General features: G+C 74.4%; 18 protein-coding genes. 8 read left to right on the top strand and 10 right to left on the bottom strand.

The features are described 5' to 3' along the window. Window positions 1–22: 22 nt before the first annotated feature. The 3 genes from ACWDD9_RS13510 to ACWDD9_RS13500 form a co-directional block, all read right to left on the bottom strand. A complete protein-coding gene (locus tag ACWDD9_RS13510; RefSeq protein WP_449811757.1) occupies window positions 23–934 on the bottom strand; it encodes a glutaminase in 912 nt (303 codons plus the stop codon). Window positions 935–1159: 225 nt separating this feature from the next. Further along, a complete protein-coding gene (locus ACWDD9_RS13505; RefSeq protein ID WP_449811684.1) occupies window positions 1160–1858 on the bottom strand; it encodes a DUF3152 domain-containing protein in 699 nt (232 codons plus the stop codon). Then, entirely contained in the window at window positions 1855–2553 is a 699-nt protein-coding gene (locus tag ACWDD9_RS13500; protein ID WP_449811683.1) for a hemerythrin domain-containing protein, read from the bottom strand. The genes ACWDD9_RS13505 and ACWDD9_RS13500 overlap by 4 nt, the downstream gene beginning before the upstream one ends. Window positions 2554–2895: 342 nt before the next feature. Between ACWDD9_RS13500 and ACWDD9_RS13495 the strand changes: the two genes are divergently transcribed. Then, complete coding sequence (locus ACWDD9_RS13495) at window positions 2896–3111, top strand: heavy-metal-associated domain-containing protein (RefSeq protein ID WP_049651651.1); 216 nt, start codon at window positions 2896–2898, stop codon at window positions 3109–3111. A gap of 100 nt (window positions 3112–3211) precedes the next feature. On the opposite strand, the gene ACWDD9_RS13490 is transcribed toward ACWDD9_RS13495, so the two are convergent. After that, the gene (locus tag ACWDD9_RS13490) at window positions 3212–3772 is read right to left on the bottom strand and encodes a DinB family protein (protein ID WP_449811756.1); all 561 of its coding nucleotides are present in this window, start codon (window positions 3770–3772) and stop codon (window positions 3212–3214) included. Window positions 3773–3884: 112 nt separating this feature from the next. Here ACWDD9_RS13490 and ACWDD9_RS13485 point away from each other — a divergent pair, with 112 nt between their 5' ends. Continuing rightward, on the top strand, window positions 3885–4853 hold the full coding sequence (locus ACWDD9_RS13485) for a helix-turn-helix transcriptional regulator (RefSeq protein ID WP_049651650.1): 969 nt from the start codon (window positions 3885–3887) through the stop codon (window positions 4851–4853). A 1686-nt stretch (window positions 4854–6539) separates the two neighbouring features. Here ACWDD9_RS13485 and ACWDD9_RS13480 read toward each other — a convergent pair. After that, a complete protein-coding gene (locus ACWDD9_RS13480) occupies window positions 6540–7874 on the bottom strand; it encodes an aminotransferase-like domain-containing protein (protein WP_449811682.1) in 1335 nt (444 codons plus the stop codon). A gap of 163 nt (window positions 7875–8037) precedes the next feature. Between ACWDD9_RS13480 and ACWDD9_RS13475 the strand changes: the two genes are divergently transcribed. Together ACWDD9_RS13475 and ACWDD9_RS13470 are read left to right on the top strand one after the other, a co-directional pair. After that, complete coding sequence (locus ACWDD9_RS13475; RefSeq protein ID WP_449811681.1) at window positions 8038–8838, top strand: crotonase/enoyl-CoA hydratase family protein; 801 nt, start codon at window positions 8038–8040, stop codon at window positions 8836–8838. Between the two features lie 53 nt (window positions 8839–8891). Beyond that, entirely contained in the window at window positions 8892–9662 is a 771-nt protein-coding gene (locus tag ACWDD9_RS13470) for a GNAT family N-acetyltransferase (RefSeq protein WP_449811680.1), read from the top strand. Between the two features lie 190 nt (window positions 9663–9852). On the opposite strand, the gene ACWDD9_RS13465 is transcribed toward ACWDD9_RS13470, so the two are convergent. Further along, window positions 9853–10773, bottom strand: a complete 921-nt coding sequence (locus tag ACWDD9_RS13465; protein WP_388046273.1) for a LysR family transcriptional regulator — start codon at window positions 10771–10773, stop codon at window positions 9853–9855. A 392-nt stretch (window positions 10774–11165) separates the two neighbouring features. Next, complete coding sequence (locus ACWDD9_RS13460) at window positions 11166–11657, bottom strand: HPP family protein (protein WP_375875281.1); 492 nt, start codon at window positions 11655–11657, stop codon at window positions 11166–11168. 196 nt (window positions 11658–11853) lie between these two features. Here ACWDD9_RS13460 and ACWDD9_RS13455 point away from each other — a divergent pair, with 196 nt between their 5' ends. Further along, window positions 11854–13071, top strand: coding sequence for an amidohydrolase (locus tag ACWDD9_RS13455; RefSeq protein ID WP_449811679.1), 1218 nt, complete (start codon window positions 11854–11856; stop codon window positions 13069–13071). A gap of 124 nt (window positions 13072–13195) precedes the next feature. Here the strand turns inward: ACWDD9_RS13455 and ACWDD9_RS13450 are convergent, their stop codons facing one another. From ACWDD9_RS13450 to ACWDD9_RS13440, 3 genes are all read right to left on the bottom strand, one after another. Beyond that, window positions 13196–14575: an erythromycin esterase family protein gene (locus ACWDD9_RS13450; RefSeq protein WP_449811678.1), complete on the bottom strand. Its 1380-nt coding sequence runs from the start codon at window positions 14573–14575 to the stop codon at window positions 13196–13198. A gap of 217 nt (window positions 14576–14792) precedes the next feature. Beyond that, a complete protein-coding gene (locus tag ACWDD9_RS13445) occupies window positions 14793–16427 on the bottom strand; it encodes an amidohydrolase (RefSeq protein ID WP_449811677.1) in 1635 nt (544 codons plus the stop codon). Window positions 16428–16520: 93 nt separating this feature from the next. Continuing rightward, a complete protein-coding gene (locus ACWDD9_RS13440; RefSeq protein WP_449811676.1) occupies window positions 16521–17219 on the bottom strand; it encodes a TetR/AcrR family transcriptional regulator in 699 nt (232 codons plus the stop codon). A 72-nt stretch (window positions 17220–17291) separates the two neighbouring features. On the opposite strand from ACWDD9_RS13440, the gene ACWDD9_RS13435 reads away from it, so the two are divergent. From ACWDD9_RS13435 to ACWDD9_RS13425, 3 genes are all read left to right on the top strand, one after another. Continuing rightward, window positions 17292–18737 carry a purine-cytosine permease family protein gene (locus ACWDD9_RS13435; protein ID WP_449811675.1) on the top strand — a complete coding sequence of 482 codons (1446 nt, stop codon included), beginning with the start codon at window positions 17292–17294 and terminating at the stop codon, window positions 18735–18737. Between the two features lie 1366 nt (window positions 18738–20103). Then, window positions 20104–21339, top strand: a complete 1236-nt coding sequence (locus ACWDD9_RS13430) for a glycosyltransferase (RefSeq protein WP_380738507.1) — start codon at window positions 20104–20106, stop codon at window positions 21337–21339. Between the two features lie 227 nt (window positions 21340–21566). Next, window positions 21567–22292 carry a DUF6461 domain-containing protein gene (locus tag ACWDD9_RS13425; protein WP_375875288.1) on the top strand — a complete coding sequence of 242 codons (726 nt, stop codon included), beginning with the start codon at window positions 21567–21569 and terminating at the stop codon, window positions 22290–22292. Window positions 22293–22869: the final 577 nt, after the last annotated feature.

Here is a 22869-nt window from a genome sequence, read left to right as displayed (position 1 = left end):
CCCGCGTTCCGCTGTCCGCGGGTCAGAAGACCGAGCAGCCGGACAGGGTGGTCAGGGTGTCCAGGGCGGCGACCGCGGCGACGGAGTTGCCGGCCTGGTCCAGGCGCGGGCCCCAGGCGCAGACGGCGGCGCGACCGGGGAGTATCGCGAGGATGCCGCCGCCGACGCCGCTCTTGCCGGGCAGGCCCACACGGAACGCGAACTCGCCGGCGGCGTCGTAGGTGCCGCAGGTGAGCAGGACGGCGTTGATCCGCTTGGTCTCGCTGCGGGACATCAGCCGGGTGCCGTCGGCGCGCACGCCGTACCGGGCGAGGAAGGAGCCGGCCAGCACCAGGTCGCGGCAGCTGGTCGCGACGGCGCAGTGGGCGTAGTAGTGCTCCAGGACGGTCTCGACCGGGTTCTCCAGGTTGCCGTGGCTGGCGATGAAGTGGGCCAGCGCGGCGTTGCGGTGGCCGTGCTCGGCCTCCGAGGCGGCGACCACCGGGTCGGTGTCCAGCAGCGGGTCGCCGGACTCGCGGCGCAGGAACTCCCGTACCGCGCCCGAGGCGTCGCCGGTCATGGTGTGGAGCCGGTCGGTGACCACCAGGGCGCCCGCGTTGATGAACGGGTTGCGCGGGATGCCGTGCTCGGTCTCCAGCTGCACCAGGGAGTTGAACGGGTTGCCGGACGGCTCGCGGCCGACGCCCTGCCAGAGCGTGTCACCGCCGTAGGCCACCGCGAGGGCGAGCGAGAACAGCTTCGAGACGCTCTGGACGGAGAACGGCCGCTGCCAGTCCCCGACACCGTGCAGCTCCCCCTCGACGGTGGCGACGGCCATGCCGAAGGCTTCCGGGTCGGCGGTGGCGAGGGCCGGGATGTAGTCGGCGACCCGGCCCCGGCCCGTGGTCGCCCGGGCGGCCGCCTCGGCGGCCTCCAGTAGGACCGGCCAGTCCAGGTACTCCCCGCCGGGCACACCGTTCAACGCTTCTCCTCCACCGGCACCGACTGGGAACACGACCGGGACCGGGCGCGCGGTGCGGGTGCGTCCGGTCCGACCAGGATTATCCGTGTTTCGGGCGGGTGGGTCGGGAGGGGGGTGGGTGGTTCGCCCCGTGCGGTGTCGTGAGGCCGTCGGTGCCGGGTTGTGCCGCTCGGCGGTGTGCGGCGGCGTGCGGGCCGGCTACGGGGCGTTGGTGGGGGCCTGGACGGGCGGGCCGGTGAGCAGGGTGCCGGTGTCCGAGTACGGCCAGCCGTTGGGGACGCAGCCGTGCAGCCCCTTGATCTGCTGCATCATCACCGGCGCCGGGGCGCCCGGGCCGGGGCAGTCGACGTGGCCGTTGCCGAGGATGTGGCCGACCTCGTGGTTGACGGCCAGCGCGTGGTACTGCTCGGGCCTGCCCTGGTAGAAATCGGACAACTCGGTCCAGCGGGTGAGGTTGACGACCACCTGGTGGGTGACGCCGCAGTTCACCCAGCCGCCGGTGTCCAGCCCGTACTGGCCGCAGATCCGGTCGGTGGACTTCGGGGTGGCCAGGTAGACGGTGAAGTCCACCGGGTCGGCGGGCATCCGCTGGAACGAGGCCGTGCCGCCGGCCGCCCAGCCGTGCCGGACGTCGCCGAGGACCGCGTCCACCTCGGCGGCGAACTGCGCCGGGCTCTCCGCGATCCCGTCCTCCACCCGCACCTTGTAGCGGTACAGGTGCTCGCCGGTGCCGAAGCGGGCGGAGCCGCCGGGCGCGGTGGTGAACGCCAGCCGGTCACCGTCCCCGCCGCTCCACGGCTGCCACCAGAGCAGCCCGGCGGTCAGCGCCGCGACCAGCGCGAGGGCGGGCAGAGCGTGCCGGGGCTTCCAGCGGCGCAACCGCGCGGGCGCCCTCACCGGCCCGCTCCCGCCGCGGCCGGGTGGCCGTACTCGCCGCGCATCCGCCGGTGGTGGGCGGCGAGTGGCGATCGGAAGGAGCGGCGGAAGGCCCTGAAGGATCGGAGGGCTTGGAGAGCGGGCAGGTCCGGTAGCGGGGAGCCGGTGGCGTGCACCGGCGCGAGCTGCTCCGGGCTGCCGTACGACAGCACGACCCCGGCGGCACGGGACCTCAGGGCGGGCGGGATGCGCCACCTCCTGGCCTCGTCGAAGCGCTCCCATTCGGACAGCGGCAGGAGGGTGCGGACCGCGTCCAGGCAGAGCTCCTCCTGCGCGTCCAGGTGCGCGCGGACGGCTTCGGCCAACTGTTCCAGGGGACGGGCCAACCGGTCCAGAGGGCCGGTGAGGCCGACCCGGACCCGGGCGACCGGCACGGCCAGGGCCGCGCGCCGCGCCGCCAGACCGGCGAGTCCGGGCCGCAGGTGGGGCGCCGCCCCGGAGAGCGCGGGCAGCAGCAGGTCCTCCTCGGCCTCGTGATGGACGTGCAGGACCTCCAGCATCAGCGCGGTGTGGGCGGCGATCCCGGCCCGCAGGGCCTCCGCGCCGGGCGCGCGGCAGGCCTCGGCGAGACGGGCGAACTCGCCGCGCAGGGCGGCGTGGGCCATCAGGAGGGCGGTGGTGTCCGGTCGGGCGTGGATCGGGGCCAGGGTGGACATGGCGGAAGTGCTCCAGGACGGGATCGGCGGGCCGGGGCGGCCGATCGGCGACCGGGCCGTCGCCCGGTCGTGCGAAAGGGTGGTACCTGGAGGAACGGGGCGGGGTGCGGCGACGGTTCAGGGCGCCTTCGCGGTACGGGACGCCTTCGCGGTTCGGGCGGTGGCGTGCGCCACGGTGCCGGCCCCTGTCGGACGGGAGGCCCGGGTGGTTCCCGGAACCGCTCGATGGTGTCACCCCGGCGGCGTGTCCCTGGGCGGCGCCGTCGGATTCGGGTGTCGTAGGGCGGGTCGATCCGTCCGGGTCGGCCCTGTCCCGAGCGAGCTGCCATCGGAGGCGCCGTCATGTCCACCACCGCTGTTTTCACCGTCGACGGCATGAGCTGCGGCCACTGCGAGAAGACGGTCAGCGCTGGCCTCGCCGTCCTGCCGGGCGTCACCGACGTCAGTGCCGACGCGCCGAGCGGCCGGGTCACCGTGGCCTCCGCGCAGCCGCTGGACGAGGCCCTGGTCCGCCGCGTCGTCGACGGGGCCGGGTTCACCTTCGTCGGGCAGGCCTGAGGGCGGTTCCGGGGAGGGGCGGTCCGGGGATGCGGTGCAGGGGGGCGCGGGGCCCGGCGACTGCTGTCGACGGGCCCCGTTGCCGTCCCGTCGGCCGGGCTCAGCCCATGCTCTTCGCGCCGTCCAGGGACTCGCGGATGATGTCGGCGTGACCGGCGTGCTGGGCCGTCTCGTTGGCGATGTGCAGCAGCACCCGGCGGGCCGACCACTCGGCGTCCGCCTCGAACCACGGGGCCTTCGGCAGCGGCTGGGTGGCGTCCAGGTCGGGGAGGGCGGCCACCAGCTCGTCGGTGCGCACGGCCACCTCGGCGTACGCCGCGAGGACACCGGCCAGCGTCTCGCCCGGCAGCATGCGGAACTCGTCCGCGCGGCGGGCGAAGTCCTCCTCGGTCCAGGCGGTGAAGTCGGGCATCGCGGACGGGCCCTGCACGATGAACTCCGCCCAGAGCCGCTCGACGCTGGTCACGTGCTTGATCAGGCCGCCCAGGCACAGCTCGCTCGCACAGGTCCGCAGGCCGACCTGCTCGTCGGTGAGGTCGCGGGTGGTGAAGCGCAGGAAGTGCCGCTGCTTCTCCAGGGCCGCCAGGAGGTCGGCGCGCTCGCCGGTGAGGTTCTGCGTGGCGGCGGGGGTGGTGGCGGCGGGGGTGGTGGTCGTGGTCATCGTCATGGCCTTTCGCTGGGTTCCTGCTACGGGTTCCTGCTCCCTCGGACAAGAACAACGCTACGGACCATTGCGGTCACTTCCTGTCCTGAATCCCAAGGAGAATCGACGCATGGCGAACACCAGCACGCGGACGCTGCGACTGCTCTCCCTGCTCCAGACCCACCGGTACTGGCCGGGCGACGAACTGGCCGACCGGCTCGGCGTCTCCGTCCGCACCCTGCGCCGCGACATCGACCGGCTGCGCGAACTCGGCTACCCCGTCGAGGCCCAGCGCGGCGTCGACGGCGGCTACCAGCTCGCGGCGGGCGCGGCGCTGCCGCCGCTGGTGATCGACGACGAGGAGGCGGTGGCCCTCGCGGTCGGCCTCCAGGCGGCGGCCGAGAGCCCGGTCGAGGGCGTCGCCGAGGCCTCGGCGCGGGTGTTGGCGAAGGTGGTCCAGGTGATGCCGGCCCGGCTGCGCCGCCGGGTCGAGGCGCTGCGCGCGGTCACCGTCCCGGTGGACTGGGGGACGCGGACGGGCACGGGCGTCGACCCGGACGTCCTGACGGTGGTGGCACTCGCCTGCCGGGACGGCGAGCGGGTGCGGTTCTCGTACACGGCCGCCGACGGGCGCGGTACCGACCGGCACGTCGAACCGCACCGGCTGGTCTGCCTGAACCGCCGCTGGTACCTCGTCGCGTACGACCTCGACCGGGCCGACTGGCGCAGCTTCCGCCTCGACCGCCTCACCGCCCCCACCGGCAGCGGCGCCCGCTTCGCCCCCCGGACCCTCCCGGCGGCCGACGCGGCGGAATTCGTCCGCGCGGGCCTCAACAGGATGCCCCGACCGCACCAGGTGGAGGCCCTGATCGAGGCACCGGCGGAGTTCGTCCGCGCCCGCGTCGGCCGCTGGGGCACCGTGGAACCCGTCACCCCGCACCGCTGCCGCCTACGGATGACCGCCGACTCGCTCGACTGGCCCGCCATGGCCCTCGGCTCCCTGGGCGCCGAATTCCAGGTACTCGCCCCGGACGCCCTCCGGACCCTGCTCACGGACTGGAGCACCCGCTTCGCCCGCGCAGCGGCGGAGGGGGAGTAGGAAGTCGGCCCCGCCGACTTCTGGTGTCGGCAGTCCGCGCACCCCGCTGCCCCTGGCCGTTGCTTGCCCGGCCCCGGTGCTCGCCCCTGTCTCTGGGTCGCGGCCGGGGTGGGTGGTGGCGTGGGAAGTCGGCCCGGCCGACTTCTGGCGTCGGCAAGGGGGCGTGGTGCGCCGCTCTGACGGCCGCTTCGTCGTGGTCTGCTGCTTCGGTGCTTGCCATGGTCGGACGACGGCCCGTTGCGGCGGAGTAGGAAGTCGGCCTGGCCGACTTCCGGCGTCGGCAGTCCGCGCACCCCGCTGCGCCTGGCTGTTGCTTGCCCGGCCCCGTGTTTGCGCCCGGCGTTGGCCTTCATGCTCGCTCCGGTGTCGGTGCTCGCCCCTGTCCCTGGGCTGCGGCCGGGGTGGGTGGTGGCGTGGAAAGTCGGCCCGGCCGACTTCTGGTGCTGACGGTCCGCGCATCTTGCTCCGCTTCTGTCCTCACCTTCAGCCTTGCCCTCGGCCTCGGCCTCGGCCTTCGCGTTCGCTCCGTCCCCCGGGCGCGGCCAGGGGCGGTTGGCGGTGTGGAAAGTCGACCGGGCCGATTTCCGGCGGGTGGCCATCGGCACATCACCGCCTCGGCCCGGTGCCGGCGTCGGAAGTCGCCCGGGCCGAGTGCCGGTGTGACCGGCGAGTGTGCCCCGGCCACCGAATGCCGTACTTCCGGTCTGAGTAGCTGTGGCGGCATGGCCGGTGTTGGTGGAGCAGGAAGTCGGGCCCGTCGACTTCTGGTGCCGCTCTGGGCGCGTTCGGGTTTGTGGCGGGCCGGTAGGTGGCGTGGGAAATCGGACCCGTCGACTTTTGGCGCGGGCCCTGGGCGGGTTCAGGCCCAATGGCATTTGGCGTGGGCGTGGGCGTGGGTGCCGCGTGGGCGTGGGGGGCGGTGGCGGGTCGTGGCGTGGGAAGTCGGCTTGGTCGACTTCTGGTGCTGACAGTCCGCGCACCTTGCTGCGCCTGGGCGGAGTTTGCCCCGCCTCTGCCCTCACCCTCGGCCTTCGCCCCGTCCCTGGGTTGAGGCCGAGGGTGGGTGGTGGTGTGGAAAGTCGGCCCGGCCGACTTCTGGCGTCGGCAAGGGGTGTGGTGCACCGCTCCTGTGGCTGCTTTGTCGTGGCTTGCTCTTCTTGCGCTCGCCCTGGGCAGGCGACGGCCCGTTGCGGCGGAGTAGGAAGTCGACCAGGCCGACTTCTGACGGGTGGCCATTGGGGCGTTAGCGCCTCGGCCTGGTGTCGGTGCTGGCGTCGGAAGTCGCCTGGGCCGAGTGCTGGTGTGGCCGGTGAGTGTGCCCCTGCCACCGAATGCCGTGCTTCCGGTCTGTGCAGCTGTGGCGGCATGGCGGAGTAGGAAGTCGGACCCGTCGACTTCTGGCGCCGGTCTGGGTGGGTTCGAGTTCGTGGCGGGTTGGCAGGTGGAGTGGGAAGTCGGGCCCGTAGACGTACGCGCGGGCGTGGGGGACCAAGTGGGGCTTGTCAGGTGGGGGTGGGGCGGGTCCTTGTGGGCGGGGTGGCGTGGGAAGTCGGCATGGCCGACTTCTGGTGTGGTTGTGGTGAGAGCGGGTCGGGTGGGGCCTGATGTGCTGTCGGCGCTCGGTATGGCCGGGTTGTGGTGGCGGAGTGGGAAGTCGGGGCCGTCGGCCTTTTGGTGGTGGGGGGGTCAGGGGGCGATGGCTTCGAGGGTGGTGCGGAGGTGGGTGAGGACGGTGGGGAGGGTGGGGAGTGGGGGTGTGGCGAGGGCGAGGCGGAGGGCGTTGGGGTGGTGGGTGGTGGTGGCGAAGGCGTCGGCGGTGGAGATCAGGATGCCTTCGGCGGCCAGGGCGGCGGCTGCGTGGTCGGGGCGCTGGTGGGGTTCGAGGGTGAGCCAGAGGATGTAGGAGGTGGGGTGGGCGGTGGTGGTCAGGCCGGTCAGGGCGGTGCGGGCGATGGACTGGCGGGCGGCGGCGTCGGTGCGGCGTTCCTGTTCCAGCCGGGCGACCGTGCCGTCGGTGAGCCAGCCGGTGGCGAGGGCGGTGATCAGGCCGGGGGCGCCCCAGGCCGCCGCGCGCAGGCTGGTGGTGGCGGCCCGGAGCAGGTGGTCGGGCAGGACGGCGAAGCCGAACCGCAGGCCCGGTGCCACGCTCTTGGAGAGGCCGGCCAGGTAGCAGGTGCGCTCGGGGGCGAGGGCGTGCAGGGGTGGGGGCGGGGCGGCCTCCAGGAAGGCGTAGGTGCCGTCCTCGATGAGGGTGAGGCCGTGGTCGGCGGCGAGCCGGACGAGGCGTTCGCGCTGCGCCGGGGCGAGCACCCAGCCGAGCGGGTTGTGGACGGTCGGCTGGGTGTACACCGCCCGTACCGGCCGGGTGCGGCAGAGCCGGTCGAGTGCGTCGAGGTCCGGGCCGTCGGCGGTGACCGGGACGGGCGCCAGGTCCAGTCCGTGGGCGGCGGCGAGCAGTTTGATGCCCGGGTAGCCGAGCGCGTCCACGGCGAGGACGTCCCCGGGGCGGGTGAGCGTACGCAGGACGCAGTCCAGGGCCTGCTGCGCCCCGCTGGTGAGCAGGACGTTCTCGGGCGCGGTGTCGATCCCGCGGTCCAGCAGGTGGGTGGCCACCGCGGCCCGGTCGTGCCGGTGGCCGCCCGGCGGGTGCTGGCGCAGCAGGGCCTCGGCGTCGCCCGAGGAGGCGAGCGCGCGCAGGGCCTGCCGCAGCTGGTCGCCCTGCCCGGGGGAGAGCGGCTGGTTGAAGGAGAGGTCGGCCACCCGGGGCACCGGGAGCGCGCGGGAGGGTTCGAGGCCGTCGTAGCCGGAGCGCAGCCGGACGAAGGTGCCGCGGCCCTGTTCGCCCACCACCAGCCCGGCGGCGGCGAGTTCGGCGTACACCCGGGTGGCGGTGGCGAGGGCGATCCGCCGCTCGCGGGCGAGGGTGCGGTGGGTCGGCAGCCGGGTGCCGGCCGGGAGCGCGCCGGAGCGGATGGCGGTCGCGTACTCGTCGACGATGGCCTTGTAGGAGGGCGGTCGCACGGGTCACCTGCCCTTCCGGGGAGTGGACGGTCCGGGCACGGGCGTGCACGGGCGTGGACGGGTGCGTACCGGAGTGTATCCAGGACAATAAGTGGATTGTCCTGGGCCGGTGTTCCTAGCCTCGTCACATTCAGCAGCGAGGCCAGGAACGGAGCACGCGCCCATGACCATCCGCAGCGAGCGGGACCGGCACGTCGTCACCCTCACCATCGACCGGGAGAAGAAGCTCAATGCCCTCGACTACCCGACGATCGACGCGCTGCTCGCCGAGCTCGACCGGATCGACGCCGACGACACCGTCCGCGCCGTGATCCTCACCGGCGCCGGCGGGCGGGCGTTCAGCGCGGGTGCCGACATCCCGTCGCTGGCGGCCAGCATCGCGGGCGGGCCCGAGCGGGCGCTGCGTGAGTTCGTCCGGCGCGGGCACACCCTCACCCGGCGGATCGAGGAGTTCCCCAAGCCGGTCATCGTGGCCGTCAACGGCCTTGCCTTCGGCGGTGGTTGCGAGATCACCGAGGCCGCCCCGCTGGCCGTCGCGGCCGAGCACGCGACCTTCGCGAAGCCCGAGATCTCGCTCGGCTTCCCGCCGCCCTTCGGCGGCTCGCAGCGGCTGCCCCGGCACGTGGGCCGCAAGCGCGGCCTGGAGATGATCCTCACCGGTGACCCTGTCCCGGCCGCCCGCGCCGCCGAGATCGGCCTGGTCAACTCGGTCGTCCCGGCGGACGAACTGCTGGACACCGCACGGGATCTGGCCGAGCGGATCATCCGGCACGCGCCGACCGCCGTGGCCGCCTGCCTGCGGGCGGTGACCCGGGGCATCAACCTGCCGATCGACGAGGGGCTCGCGGTGGAGGCGGCGGCCTTCGCGGCGACCGTGCCGACGGACGGTGTACGGGACGGGATCCGGCGCTTCCTGGACCGCTCGTCCTCCGGTGGCAGCTCATCCTCCGGGGCGGAATTCTGAGGCGGTACCGGAAAGTTGTTGTCGGCGGGCGACCGGGGGCTGATCATGGCGGGATGTCGGATCTACTCGCCCGTGTGACCGCCTTCCGCGCCGCCTTCGCCCGCCGCCAGGCGGCGGAGACCGTCGAACTGCCGGAGTTCCCCGGGGTGTTCGCCGTCCGGGACGCGGCGTTCGGTCAATCGGAGGAGCACAACCAGCTGATCGTCGAGGGCCCGGGCACCGACCCGGCGGTGCTGCCCGAGTTGGCCGCCCGGTGGTTGGGGCGCCGCCACCGCTACCGCGTCACGGTGCTGGACCCGGAGTCGGGCGAGCGGGCCGCCCCGGTGCTGGCGGCGGCGGGGTGGGAGCGGGAGGGCGTGGTGGTCCTGGCCCGGTCGACGCTCGGCTGCCGGCGGCCCGAACCGGCCGCGCTCCCCGTCGAGTTGGCCGAGGTGCGGGCGGCGGTGCTGCGCCAGCAGCGGGAGTGGATCGAGGACGAGGAGCTCGCCCGGCAGCTCACCGACCGCCGTTCCGCCCGGCTGCGCGGTGCCGAGCGGGTGCACTTCCTGGCCGCTCGGACGCCGGCCGGCGAGGTCGCGGCCTGGAGCGACCTCTATCTCGAACCGGCCGTCGGGATAGGCCAGTTGGAGGACCTGGTGACCGGTTCGCGGTACCGCGGTGCGGGGCACGGCGGCACCCTGCTGGCGACCGGCCTGGCGCTGGCGGTCGAGGCCGGTGTCCCGCAGCTGTTCCTGCTCGCGGACGCCGTGGACTGGCCGCGTGAGTGGTACGGCCGCCGGGGTTTCGAGGAGATCGGGCGCGGTCACGCCTTCTACGGTCGGTGACGGTCGGGGTGCGGGGCGGTGGCACGGTCTGCTCCACCGGCCGGAGCTGCCAAGGTAGTTGCGCTGTGAGATGGCGCTCGCCGTGCGGGCGGGGGCCGGGTGCGCGGCCTGCTGGACGTCCTGCCGGAGGACTTCGCCCCGCTGCGGACGGCGAGCTCCGGGTAACGGGCGGGGGCGGGGCACGACGGGGTCAGGCCGTCTCCGGATCGACGGCCGGCGGGGCTTCGCGGCCGCAGTGGGCGGCGACGGTGTCGGCGAAGGCGCGGGCGAGCGGGCCGAGGTTCTCCCAGTCCCGGACGGCCCACCCGGCGGTGAGGGCGGGCAGGTCGGGCAGCGGGAGCAGCCGCAGGCCGGGGTGGCCGGGGCCCTGCCACTGGGGGAGGGCCGGGACGACGGCGTGGCCGAGGCCGAGTTCGGCGAGCAGGATCGCGGTGTCCCAGTCCGCGACGCTGGTGTCGAAGACAGGCCGGATGCCCGACTTCCCCAGCCAGGACTCGACCTGGGAGCGGGAGACGGAGTTCTGCGGGAGTCCGATCAGCCGGGCGTCCTGGAGGTCGGCGGGGGAGATCCTGGCCCGGGCGGCGAGCGGGTCGCCCGCCGTGACGGCGAGCACCCAGGGCAGGTCGACCACCGGTTGCTGGTCGATGCCCCGGGCCGGGGCGCCGAGGGTGATCCAGGCGAGGTCGACCCGGCCGGCGTTGAGCGACTCCAGGCAGCTGCGGCTGGAGACCTCGGTCTGGAACTCCAGGCTGACCCGGGGGAAGCGCCGCCGGAAGTCCACCACGGCCGCGGACATGAAGTGCCGGATGCTGGTGGCCCCGGTGGTGATCCGGACGGATCCGCCCTCGCCGCGCGAGAGTTCGGCGATCCGGTGCAGCGCGTGGTCGATGCCGCCGAGGCCGGTGGCGACCGCCGTGCGCAGCAGGCTGCCCGCCGCGGTGGGGACGACCCCGCGCGGGTGGCGCTCGATCAGGGCGAGGCCGACCTCCCGTTCGAGCCGCTTCACGTGCTGGCTGACGGCGGACTGGGTGCAGTTCAGCTCGCGGGCGACGGCGCTGAGCGAGCCGGCCCGGCAGACCGCGGCGAAGACGCGGAGGTCGTCAATGGTCACGGAGACCCAAGGTATCGCTTGGAGGGGTCCCAGAAAATCGGCGGATTGACTTGGGTGTTGCGGGGGATCGATCATCGGACCAGGGCCCAGGGCGGCAACCCGCCCGTTGACCCCGCCGGCGTTCCGGACGCTGTGGCGGGAGCGGCGGGCGGGTGTCGACCCGCATCTGTTCAAGAGCAGTTCCGTGCAAGAGCGGTGACGTACGACGGAGGGGGAGCGGGCGGGCGGCGCGCCGATGCTCGGGGTGCGGCGTGCCGGGGGCGCTCGCCGCGGCGCGGGTGGAGCGGGTGTCCGTGCCGGGTGGAACGGATGACGGCCGGGTCATCCGATCGGATGACCCGGCCGTCGGCGTTCGGCGGGAGAGTGGAGAGCCGGTCAGTACGGCGCGGCCGTCACCAGGACACGGGGTAGCGGACCGGGTGCCCGCCGATCCGGCCGGGCAGCAGGCCGATCACGACCAGCAGCCCGGTGGCCAGGACGAGCAGCGGGAGGAAGGGCACGGGGTGCGGCGCCTGCAGGACCACGATCACGGCGGTGGCCGCGGCCGGGGAGTGCGAGAGGTGGGTGAGCATCATCGCGCCGAGCGAGAGCCCGGCGGCGACGGCGGCGCCCCAGGTGGTGCTGCCGGTGACGGCGAGGGTGGCGAAGCCGATCAGGGCCGACATCAGGTGCCCGCCGACCAGGTTGCGCGGCTGCGAGATCGGCAGCCCGGGCGCGCCGTGCACCAGCGCGGCGCTGGCGGCCAAGGGCGGGATCAGCAGTGGCTGGTCGAGCAGTACCCCCACCCCGACCAGCAGGAGCAGGGCGCCGATGGCGAAGACGGTGGCCCGCAGGGCGTGCAGCGGGTGCCGTCCGGGCGTGGCGGCGGGCGGTGGTGTGGACATGCGTGAGCTACTCCGGACGAGGGACGGGGACCCGGAGATGATAAACAGACTGTTGAATGAAAGGTAGGACGTTTTGCCTGTCGGGCACATTCCGTCCAGGGGGCAGGACCACCCGGGGATCCAGAGCGAGCCGGGGATTCAGAGCGAGCCGGGGAACCAGAGCGAGCCGCGGAACCAGAGCGAGAGAGAGCAGCCCATGACCACGCCTTCCGTCACCGTCTTCCGGGACGTCCGCCCGTACGGTGCCGATCGGGCCGTCGACCTGATCGCCGTGGACGGCCTGCTGGCCGAGCGGGTGCCGGACGGGGCGGTGCCGGAGGTGGTCGAGGGCGGCGGCCGGATCGCGCTGCCCACCCTGGTGGACGCGCACATCCACCCGGACAAGACGGCCTGGGGTGAGCCCTGGTACAGCCGGCGCCCGGCCGGCTCGCTGCCCGAGTACGTCCAGGGCGACGTCGACCTCCACCGGCACCAGCGCACCCCGCTCGCCGAGCGGGCCCACCGGCTGCTGAGCCACGCCGTGACGCGCGGCACCCGCGCCGTGCGGGCCCACGTGGACGTGGCGCCCGCGTACGGGCTGGCCGGGGTGACCGGGCTCGCCGAGGCGCGCGAGCGGCTGGCCGGCGCGCTGGACGTCCAGCTGGTGGCCTTCCCGCAGCACGGGGTCCGGCGGACGCCCGGCGCGGGAGCGCTGCTCGCGGAGGCGGCGGCCAGCGGGCTGGTCGACGCCATCGGCGGGATCGACCCGGCGGGCTTCGACGCCGTCCCGGCCGAGGGCCCGGACGGCGAGGGGCCCGCCCAGCTGGAGCTGCTGTTCGGCCTGGCCGAACAGCACGGACTGCGCCTCGACATCCACCTGCACGACCGGGGCGAGCGCGGCCTCGGCCCGCTGCGCGAGATCGCCGCGCGGACCAGGGCGGCCGGACTGGCCGGGCGGGTGGTCGTCAGCCACGCCTTCTGCGTCCCGGAGCTGGCGGGCGCCCCGCTCGCCGACCTCGCCGCCGAGCTGGCCGAGTCCGGCGTCGGCCTCACCACCGTGGCGCCCTCGGCCCACCAGGTGCTGCCGTTCCGCGAGCTGCGGGCGCACGGGGTGCGGGTCGGGCTCGGCTCGGACGGCGTGCGCGACTCGTGGAGCCCGTACGGCAACGCCGACCCGCTGCACCGCGCCCACCTGCTCGGCTGGACCACCGACGCCCGCACCGACGAGCAGCTCGCCGACTGCTTCGCCCTGGCGGCCGACGGCGGCGCCGAACTGCTGGACCTGCCGGCCGTGACCCTGGAGCCGGGCTCGCCCGCCGACTTCATGCTGGTGACGGGCGAGTGCCTGCCGCAGGTGGTGATCGACCTGCCGACGCGTGAGCTGGTGGTCCGCGCGGGCCGGGTGGTGGCGCGGGACGGGCGGTTCACGGGCTGACGGGCGTCCCGCGGCCGGCGAGGGCCTCCCCGTCGGTGGTGCGGTCGGCGGGCGCCTCCCCGTCGACCGTGCGGCCGCGCGTTGTGCGGCCCGTGCCGACGGAGAGGCGCGCAGGCGACGATGCTCAGAGGGTGCGGGCCGCGCTGGTCTCGTGGAGGTGGACCAGCGCGTCGTAGGCGGTGCCGATCGCGAGGCGCGGCAGCGGGTCGCTGCGGAACTCCGTCCCGGCGTCGTAGGTCGGGCGGGCGGTGTTCAGCCAGGACCGGGTGGCCGGCGGGGCGGAGCGCAGGTCGACGTAGTAGTCGCGGTAGCGGACCCGGTCGAGGGGGTACTCGTTCATGTCCGCGGTGGCCGGCGGAACGGTGACCGGCTTCCAGGCGGCGGCGAACGGGTCGTCCTTGGTGAGGAAGGAGCCGCGGTCGAAGGTGAAGCCGACGGCGAGGTAGTCCGCGCCGAGGGCGTCGCGCAGGTACGAGCCCTGGGTCTTGGGGTAGAGCTCGGGGTCGCTGCTCTGGTACCCGACGTGGCCGTTGTGCGCGGACAGCAGCACCTTCCCGCCGGTGCGGCGCTGCCACCAGAGGGTGTTGTCGGTCATGGCGCGGTCGCGGAGGTTCTGCATCGCGGCCACGTCGGTGTTGTCCTCGAGGTTCATGGCGGTGAAGGTGAAGGTCTGGGCGATGCTCCGGGCGTTCTGCACCGCCCAGTCGTACGCCTCGCCGCCCTCGCCCCTGGCCGCGGTGACCAGCTCCAGGGTCTGCTGCGCCACGGCGGCGTTCTGCCGCCGCTCGGCGAGCGGGCGTGTGGTGATGTAGCCGATGGCGTCGTCGAACGGGCGCAGCCCGGCGTACAGCTGCTCCAGGCGCGGCAGTGACGCGGGGGCGGCCTCGCGGACGTAGGAGGTCACCCGGTCGAAGAGCTGGTCGCCGATGGCGGGGAAGTCCAGGTCGTCGCCGACGAAGTGGACCGGGTGCTGCGGGTGTTCGCGGTTGTGGTCGCGCATCCAGTCGATCAGGTCGGCGAACTCCTGGCGCTCCCAAGGGGACTTGCCCATCGTCTCCTTGACCAGCTGCCGGGCGTCGCCGCCGGTGCGGCCCTGCACGTAGTCGTCGATCCGCAGACCGGAGGACCAACTCGTCTCCAGGGCGAAGGCGGTGAAGCCCTTCTCCTCGACCAGGTAGCGCAGGACCCGCTGCTTCATGGTGAAGAACTCGTGGGCGCCGTGCGTGGCCTCGCCGAGCCCCACCACCTTGGCGTCGCCGATCATCGCGCCCAGCGGACGCAGGTCGGTGGTCCGGCCCCCGGGCTCGGTGGACCGCAACGGGTGGGCGAGGTCGTTCAGTTCGCGGACCACGGTGGATATCTGACTGTTCGTCACCTTGTCGGTGCCGGGCTGGTCCGCGTGTGCCGCCGGGGCGAGCAGGGCGGTGGTCGCGACGGCCGCCGTGGCGGCCAGCAGGGCGCGTCGACCGATGGGCTTGCCGTGCATCTCGCTGCGTACGGTCACTTCGGGGGCTCCTCAAATTCGTCGAACCGTCAACCCGTCGGAACGGCCACGGTGGTTCGAGTGGTTCGCCGGCGAACGTGCCGGTCAATGAATAGTCGATCACCGGGAGGCTTCGGCGCGCTGAGGAGTGCCGCCGGATCGACCAGGGGGATAACCCCCGGGCGGCCCCGGCACACCCGTGCGCGGGGGTGTGCCGGGGCCGGTACCGGGTGAGGGTTCAGAGCGTGGCGGAGCGGTGGGTCGGTCGGCCGTCCAGGACGGTCAACAGGACGGGGAGGTCCGCCAGTTCGGTGGCCGGGGTGGTGAGCGGGTCGGCGGCGAACACGGTGAGGTCCGCGCGGTGGCCGACGGTGATCCGGCCCGCCAGCTGCTCCTCGCCGGCCGCGTGGGCGGCGTTGGCGGTCATCGCCAGCAGGGCCTCCAGGGCGGTGAGCGCCTGGCCGGGGTTGTGCGGGGCCTGGCTCAGGTCGCGGGTGGGGCGGCGGTGGCGGGCGCCCGCCATGACGCCCAGCGGCGGGTAGGGGGCGATCGGCCAGTCCGAACCGAGGACGACCGTGGCGCCCGCGTCCCAGAGGTCCCGGCAGCGCCACGCGCGGTCGGCCCGCTCCTCGCCGAGGCGGCGGGACCAGTTGTCGGTGTGGTCGGCCCGGGTGAAGTCGCAGCAGTGGGTGGGCTGCATGGAGGCGACCACGCCCAGCTCGGCGAAGCGCCGGACCACCGCGTCCGGAACGGTCTCGATGTGCTCGATCCGGTGGCGGACGGGGGACGCCCCGTGCGTCGTCCCCCCGTCCGCCGCCGCCCCGATCGAGTCCAGGGCGTGCCGTACGGCGGCGTCGCCGATCGCGTGGGTGGCGGTCGGCACCCCGGCCTGGTGCAGCTCCCGGACGACGCGGGTGTAGTGCGCCGGGTCCGGCCAGAAGGCGTGGGTGGACTCGCCGTGGCAGTCCGGGCGCTCCAGCCAGGCCGTGCCGTTGTCGATCGTGCCGTCCATGAACAGCTTCACGCCGTCCACCCGCCAGAGCCGACCGCCCCGGCCCTGCTGCCCGATCAGCGCCCGCAGGCCGTCCGCGTCCACACCGGGCTGGCACCAGGGGGCCACGCGCAGCCGCAGCGGCAACTCGCCGGCCTCGTCTAGCTCGGTGTAGAGGTCGAGGCTGTCGCCGTTGGCGTCCATCGCGTGGCCGCCGGTGAGGCCGGCGGCGGCCATGGCGCGCAGCGCGGCGGCCAGGCGGTCGCGGCGCTCGGCGCGGGTGGGCTGCGGGGCGGCGCGCTCGACCAGCTCGCAGGCGGCGTCCTCCAGCAGCAGGCCGGTGGGGCGGCCCTCGGCGTCGCAGACCACCTCGGCGGCCTGGTCGAAGCGGCGCGGGCCGTCCACGCCGGCCAGCTCCAGGGCGCGCGGGCTGGCGAGCATGGAGTGGGCGTCGAAGAGCTGGAGCAGCGCCGGAACGCCGTCCAGGACGGGCGCGAGGGCGGCGGACTCCACCGGGCGGTCGCCGAAGACGTTCGGGTCCAGGCCCCAGGCGTGCAGCCAGGCGCCGGGGGCGAGGCGTCCGGCCTCGGCGGCGAGGGCGGCGCGGACGCCGGCCAGGTCGGTGCAGCCGGAGAGGTCCAGGCCCTGGGTGAGCTCGGCGCCGGTGACCGGGTGCAGGTGGCCGTCCACCAGGCCGGGGGTGACCACGGCGCCCTTGAGGCCGATCACCGTGGTCGCGGGGTCGGCGAGTTCGCGGACGGTGCGGTCGTCGCCGAGGGCGGCGATCCGGCCGTCCACGACGGCGAGGGCGGTCTGCGGGAGGAAGCCGCCGGAGGCGGGGTCGAGCAGACGGGCGGAGAGGAGGACCAGGGAGGTGCGCACTTCGACTCCAGTGGTGCTTCGGGGTGGGGGCGTGGTGTCTGCGGGGCTTGAGGGGATTGAGGGAGCTGAGGGGGTCGGGGGCTGGGGCGGTGGTCAGGGCTGCTCGGGGGCGGGGGTCTCGGGCGCGTCCGCCGGGTCCGTCGGGTCCGTGGGGTCGGCGAGGCCCGGGGAGGTCAGCGTGCCGTCAGCCAGGCCCAGTTCGCGTTCGGCGGTGGCGGCGGCGAGCCGGGTGGCGGCGTACGGGTCCTTGCGCAGGCCGGTGTTGGCGTGGACGGCCAGGCCGTCGATCACGACGAGGATGTGGACGGCCGTCAACACCGGGTCCGCGGTGCGGAATTCGCCCTGCTCGACCCCGGCGGTGATGACGTCGCCGAGCCGGCCGCGCCAGTCCGCCTCCTGGTCGAGCACGCGGTCGCGCAGGACGGGGCGGTAGCGGCTGAGGTGGCGGGCGTTGAGCCAGAGCCGGCTCACGTCGTCGTAGGACGGGCCGGTGGTGCGGGCGAAGAAGCGGGCCAGGTGCCGCAGCGGGGACCCGTCCCGCGGGTCGGCGGGCAGCAGCGCCTCCAGTTCGGCGGTGGCGGCGCTGCCGAAGGCCTCGGCGACGAGGTCCTCCACGGCGGGGAAGTAGTGGCTGATCAGGCCGGGGCGGACGTCCAGTTGGTCGGCGATCCGGCGCAGGGTGATGCACTCCAGGCCCTCGGTGAGGGCGACCTCGGCCGCGGCGCCGACGATCTCCGCCCGGCGGTCCTCGGGGGACTTGCGAACCCTTTTGCGCTGAACGCTTGACGTCATGGGGCGGATGCTATTGAGTGTGCGACCAATAAGCAAGCAGGTGGGCACGACACCCCCACGGAAGGCCCCCGCATGACGTCCACGCTCCCGGACCACCCCCACACCTCGCCGGACCACCCGGACCACCCGGCGCACCCCGCCGCCCCGCCCCAGCGGGAACCGGGCGGCCGGGTCGAGGTCCACGGCATCGACCACATCCCCGAGACCGAGCGGCGCGGTCGCGCCCGCGAACTCTTCCCCGTCTGGGCGGCCGCCAGCGTCAACTACCTCAACCTGGTGGTCGGCGGCGCCCTGGTCCTGAGCGGCCTCGGCCTCTGGCAGGCCTTCGCCGTGGTCGTCCTCGGCAATCTGTTCTGGCTGGGCACCGGCCTGCTCGCGGTCTCCGGACCGGCCGCCGGCGCGCCCAGCGAGGTGATCACCCGCGCCATGTACGGCATCCGGGGCAACCGGGTGAACAACGCGGTCACCGGCTGGATGATCTCCGTCTGCTACTTCGCGCTGAACCTCGCCGCGGCCGCCGTCGCCGCCTTCTCGCTCGCCGAGGAGGCGGGGATCACGCCGACCACCCCGATCAAGATCGCCATCGTGATCGTGATCGTCGTACTCACCCTCACCATCAGCGTCTACGGGCACGCCCTGATCGTCCGGCTCTACCTGCCGATCACCCTCGCCCTCACCGCCGCCTTCGCCGTGGTCGGCTACGCGATCGTCACCCACGCCGACCCCGGCTGGACCCAGCCCGAACCCCTCACCGGCGGCCGACTCTGGGCGGCCGTCCTGGCCGGCGCCACCCTGATCGCCTCCGGCCCGCTCTCCTACACCACCAGCGCGGACTTCTCCCGCTACCTGCCCGCGACCACCGCCCCCCGCGCCGTCCTCGGCTGGACCGCCCTCGGCGGCTTCCTGCCCAGCGTGGTGGTCGGCGGCCTCGGCGTGCTCGGCGCCACCGCCGTCGACATGACCGACCCGCAGGCCGCCCTCCGGCAGATCCTGCCCGGCTGGTTCAACCCGGTCTTCCTGCTCTCCCTGGTGGTCGGCACCATCGCGGTCAACGCCCTCACCGCCTACAGCGCGGGCCTCGCGCTCCAGGCCGTCGGCATCCGCATCCGCCGCACCCGCAGCGTGCTGCTCGACGGCGCGGTCGCCGTCTCGCTCACGCTGTACGCCCTCCTGGTCTCCAACTTCCTCGACACCGTCAGCAACGTGCTCCAGCTGACCGTCGTCCTCCTCGGCCCCAGCACCGCCGTCTACGCCACCGACATCCTGCTCCGCCGCAACCGCTACGACGGCCGCGCCCTCGGCGACGAACGCCCCGGCAGCCCCTTCTGGTACCGCGCCGGCGTCAACCCCGCCGGCGCCATCGCCCTCACGGGCGGCGTCACAGCCGCAGCCCTCGGCGTGGACACCCTCTACACCGGCCCACTGGCCGCCCTGGCCGGGGCGGACGTCGCGCTGCCGGTCGGCATGGTGGTGGCGGCGGTCCTGTACGCCGTGCTGATGCCTCGCCGGCGGGGGTGACGCCGGTCCGGCCGCGTGCGCGCCGCAGGGCGGGTGGGCGTGCTTCCACCGCCCGGGCGGCCGGGCGCCCGGGCTGGCCGGGTTAGTGGGTGACCTGCCCGTGGCGGCCAGCTGTGGGCCGGGCGGTTGGTCGTGGGGCGGGCAGCCGATTCGGTGCCTGTCGCGGGCGGCGAGTGAGGTTCGCGCTGGGGCGTGGGCGGTTCTGCGGCTGGGCCGGGCGGGGGAGACCTCGCGCTTCCAGTAGGCGTGGTGATGGCGGATCTGTACGCCGGGCCGCTGTTTCCGCGTCGGTTGGCCGACCGGCCAGGGTGGACCTCGCGCTGCGGGTGGGCATGGTGACGGCGGTGGTGGTTCAGCACGCCGTGCTGATGCGCCGTTGGTGGGTGTGACGCCGGTCGGGGCTGCTGGTCGTGGCCCGGCTGCGCTGCCGCGGGGCGGGTTGGGTGGTGTTTCCGCCGGCTCGGTGGCCAGGCTGGCCGGGTTGGTGGGTGACCTGACCGTGGTGGCTGGCCCTGGGGCCGAGCGGTTGGTCGTGGGTCGGACAGTCGGTTCGTCGCTGGCGGCGAGTGAGGTCTGCGCTGGGGCGTGGGTGGTTCTGTGGCTGGGCCGGGCGGGGTGGACCTGGTGCTGCCGGTGGGCACGGTGGCGGCGGCGGGTCGTACGCGGGGCCGCCGTTTTGCGCGACGACCGACCGGCCGGGGGTCCGGCGTCTCCGGGACGGGGCCCGGGGCTGGGCGGCCCGGCTGAGGAGCCGCCAGGAACGCAGGCTCGTCCAGGACAGGCGTGTTGGGGCGGGCTGCCCCGGGCGGAGGTCTGCTGTGGGCACCTCGGCACGCCAGTGGGGAAGAGCTGGGTGTGTGTGGCTGGGGTGAGTTCCGGGGTCTTGGGGGCGGGGTCCTGGGTGGGCGGGTCGAGTGTGGGGCCGTCTGGAACAGGCGTGTTGGGATGGGCTGACCGGGCAGGTGGCCCCTGTGCGGACGGCCCGGGCGTGTGAGGTCTGGGGAAGCGGCCGATGGCGGGGGCCCGGAGTGGGCGCTTCGTGACGGTGACTGCGGTGGGTTCCGGAGTTGACACCACGGGGGGTATGCGGCCACGCGGTAGGGGGCGGTGGCTCGCAGCGGGCTGCTCGGTGGTGGTGGTTCGGAGTGAGCGGCGCGTGGTAGGCGGCGGGGTTCGGGTGGGGATTGCTCCGGTGTGGCCGGTTCGGGGGAGTGGGTGGGACCGGGCGGCCAAAGAAAAAGGCGAGGAGAGTGAATCCCCTTGCCACTTTCAAGCTATACCGTGCCCCCGGGCTTGCGGCAAGGCCCCCGGCATGGCGCAGAATCCCGGCCGTAAGGCCATGACCTGCGGAAACGGGAGTCGTGAAATGCGTGTGTTGATGACGACCTGGGGGTCACGCGGGGATGTCGAGCCGCTGGCGGGGCTGGCGGTGGCGCTGCGGGGGTTCGGTGCGGAGGTGCGGGTGTGCGCGCCGCCGGACGAGGAGTTCGCGGCGGTGCTGGGGCGGGCGGGGGTGCCGCTGGTGCCGCTCGGTCCGTCGGTGCGGTCGGTGGTGGCCGGCCCGAAGCCGCCGACGGCGGAGGACGCGTTCCGGCTCGCCCGTGAGCTGGTCGCCGTGCGGTTCGAGACGCTGACCGCCGCGGCCGAGGGCTGTGACGTGGTGCTGGCGACCGGCCTGATGCCGGCCGGTGCGCGGGACGTCGCCGAGAAGCTCGGCCTGCCCTACGTGTTGGCCTGCTTCCACATCCTCGGACTGCCCTCGCGGCACTCCCGGCCCGGCCGGCGGCCGGGCACGCCGTCCCCGGACGACGAGACCGACTACCGGAAGCTCTGGGAGCAGGACGCCCAGCGGGTGAACGCGCTGTACGGGGAGGCGCTCAACAGCCACCGGGCGGCGATCGGCCTGCCGCCGGTGGAGAACGTCCGCGACCACGTCCTCACCGGACGGCCGTGGCTGGCGGCGGACCCGACGCTGTGTCCGTCGGAGGGCAGGACGGAACTCGACGTGGTGCAGACCGGCGCGTGGATCCTGCCCGACGACCGGCCGCTCCCGGCCGACCTGGAGGCGTTCCTGGCCGCCGGTGAACCGCCCGTGTACGTCGGCTTCGGCAGCATGGCCGCGCACGCCCCGGAGGACATCGCGAGGGTGGCCGTCGAAGCGGGCCGCGCGCACGGACGCCGGGTGCTCCTGGCCCACGGCTGGGCCGGGCTCGCCGCGGTCGACGAGCACGAGGACTGCCACGTCGTCGGTGAGGTGAACCAGCAGGCCCTGTTCCGCCGGGTGGCCGCCGTCGTCCACCACGGTGGTGCGGGCACCACGACGACCGCGGCCATGGCGGGCGTGCCCCAGGTGGTCGTGCCCCGGATCGCCGACCAGCCGTACTGGGCCGGCCGGGTGGCCGAGTTGGGCATCGGCGCGGCCCATCTCGACCGCACGCCGACCGTCGACTCGCTCTCCGCCGCGCTCGCCACGGCTCTGGCGCCCGAGACCCGGGTGCGGGCGGAGGCCGTGGCCGGCGGTATCCGCACCGACGGGGCGACGGTGGCCGCGAAGCTGCTGTTCGAGGCGGTGGGCAAGAAGGTACCGGCCGCGTCCCGGTGAGTGGCGGGGGCGGGGCGTGTGCCGCCTCTTCCGGGTGAACGGCGAAGGGTGCCAGGTGAGTTCGGCTTCGGATCGGTCTCCTTCCGATCGATCAGGGGTGGTTGGCGATCCGGGCGCGGCTGGTTCGGGCGGCGATCCGGCGACCGGCGGCCGGGTGTCGGCCGGGTCGGTTAGGGTGCCCACGGGCGCGCCCGGTCACCGCAGGCCGCGCGCGAGGGGAGGGCGGCATGACCGACGGCACGCACGGGGGAGTGGGGCAGGACGGCGACGGTATCCAGTGGCTCCTGGAGATCGGTCGGCCGAGCACCGGCCGACCGGGCACCAGCCGGTCGTCAATGGGTGGGCCCGGCACGGACGGTGAGGTCGGCGGCGTCGTCTTCGCCCGGGGGATCACGCCCGCGGAGCTCGCCCACCGGATGGGTGCCGACCCGGCCACCGCGACCGAGCCGATCAGTGACACCGAGATCCGGGACCTGGACATCGACGTCTACCGCCCCGGCGACGACGGCGACGGCGTGATCCGGGTCGGCGCGTGCGCCGGCTGGTCGTTCGCGATCGAGTACGGCGACTCCACCGGCGGTGAGCTGCTCACCGAGATAGCGCGCGACGGAGCCGAGGTGGTGCACTTCCGCCCGATGCCGGAGCGGCGGCCGGCCCTGCTGGACTACGCCCGGGACGGTGCCGTGCTGTGCGGCTTCGGCCTCGGCGAGGAGCGCTGGCGCTGGGGCCAGGAGCCGGACCTGCTGGTGCCGGACCTCGTCGCCGCCGGAGTCCTGGAGGCCGACGGCGTGACCTCCTGCGACCCCGGGCGGGAGCCCGACGGGGCCGCCCGCCGCCGCACCCTCGGCGCCGTCGAGCGGCGCTTCGGACTGAGCCTGCCCCGGGACGCCTTCGGTGGGCTGCGCCTGCCGGCGTACGCGGTGCGGGGAACCCCGGGCATGGCGTTGTACTGAGGCGGTGCGCCGGCGAAACAGCAGGAAGAGGAAGAGGAAGAGGAAGAGGAAGAGGAAGCGGAAGAGGAAGGGCAGGAACGGGAGCAGCGGGAACGGGAACAGCGGGGACAGGGACGACAGAGTCAGGGCGGTCACGGGAGGCTCCTTCCCGGGCCCCATCGGCGGGGCTCCGATGGCCGTCATCCTTGCGTGCCGCCGGTCCGTCGCACATGTGCCGATCGGGAGGTTCCTGCTGCGCCGTTCCTGTCTCGACCCTGCCGATCGGCAGGGTCGAGACAGGGCGGCGACAGGGCCCGGGGGCGGAGAGCGACGTGCCCCGCCGCCGCGGAGAGGCCCCGCAGCCGGGCCGAGCCCGTCAGTCCGAGCCCGTCGGCCCGTCAGCCGGAGCCCGTCGGCCCACCGGCCCGGCACCCGTTCGGCCGGTGGCAGTCGGTTCGGCGCACGCCCCCCGTCCGGGGGTCTCCGCAGGGCATCGGCGGCCCCCGGCCCCTAGGGTCTGTGGTGCGTCGGCGAACCGAGTGCCGCGCGCACGCAGGCCCGCCAGGCGTAGGCCGTCCCGCCGTGAGCCCTCCCGCCG

This window comes from Kitasatospora sp. NPDC001119 (assembly GCF_053598475.1).
Note: the sequence above shows the minus strand (reverse complement) of the source record. Positions and strands in the feature narration are given on the sequence as shown.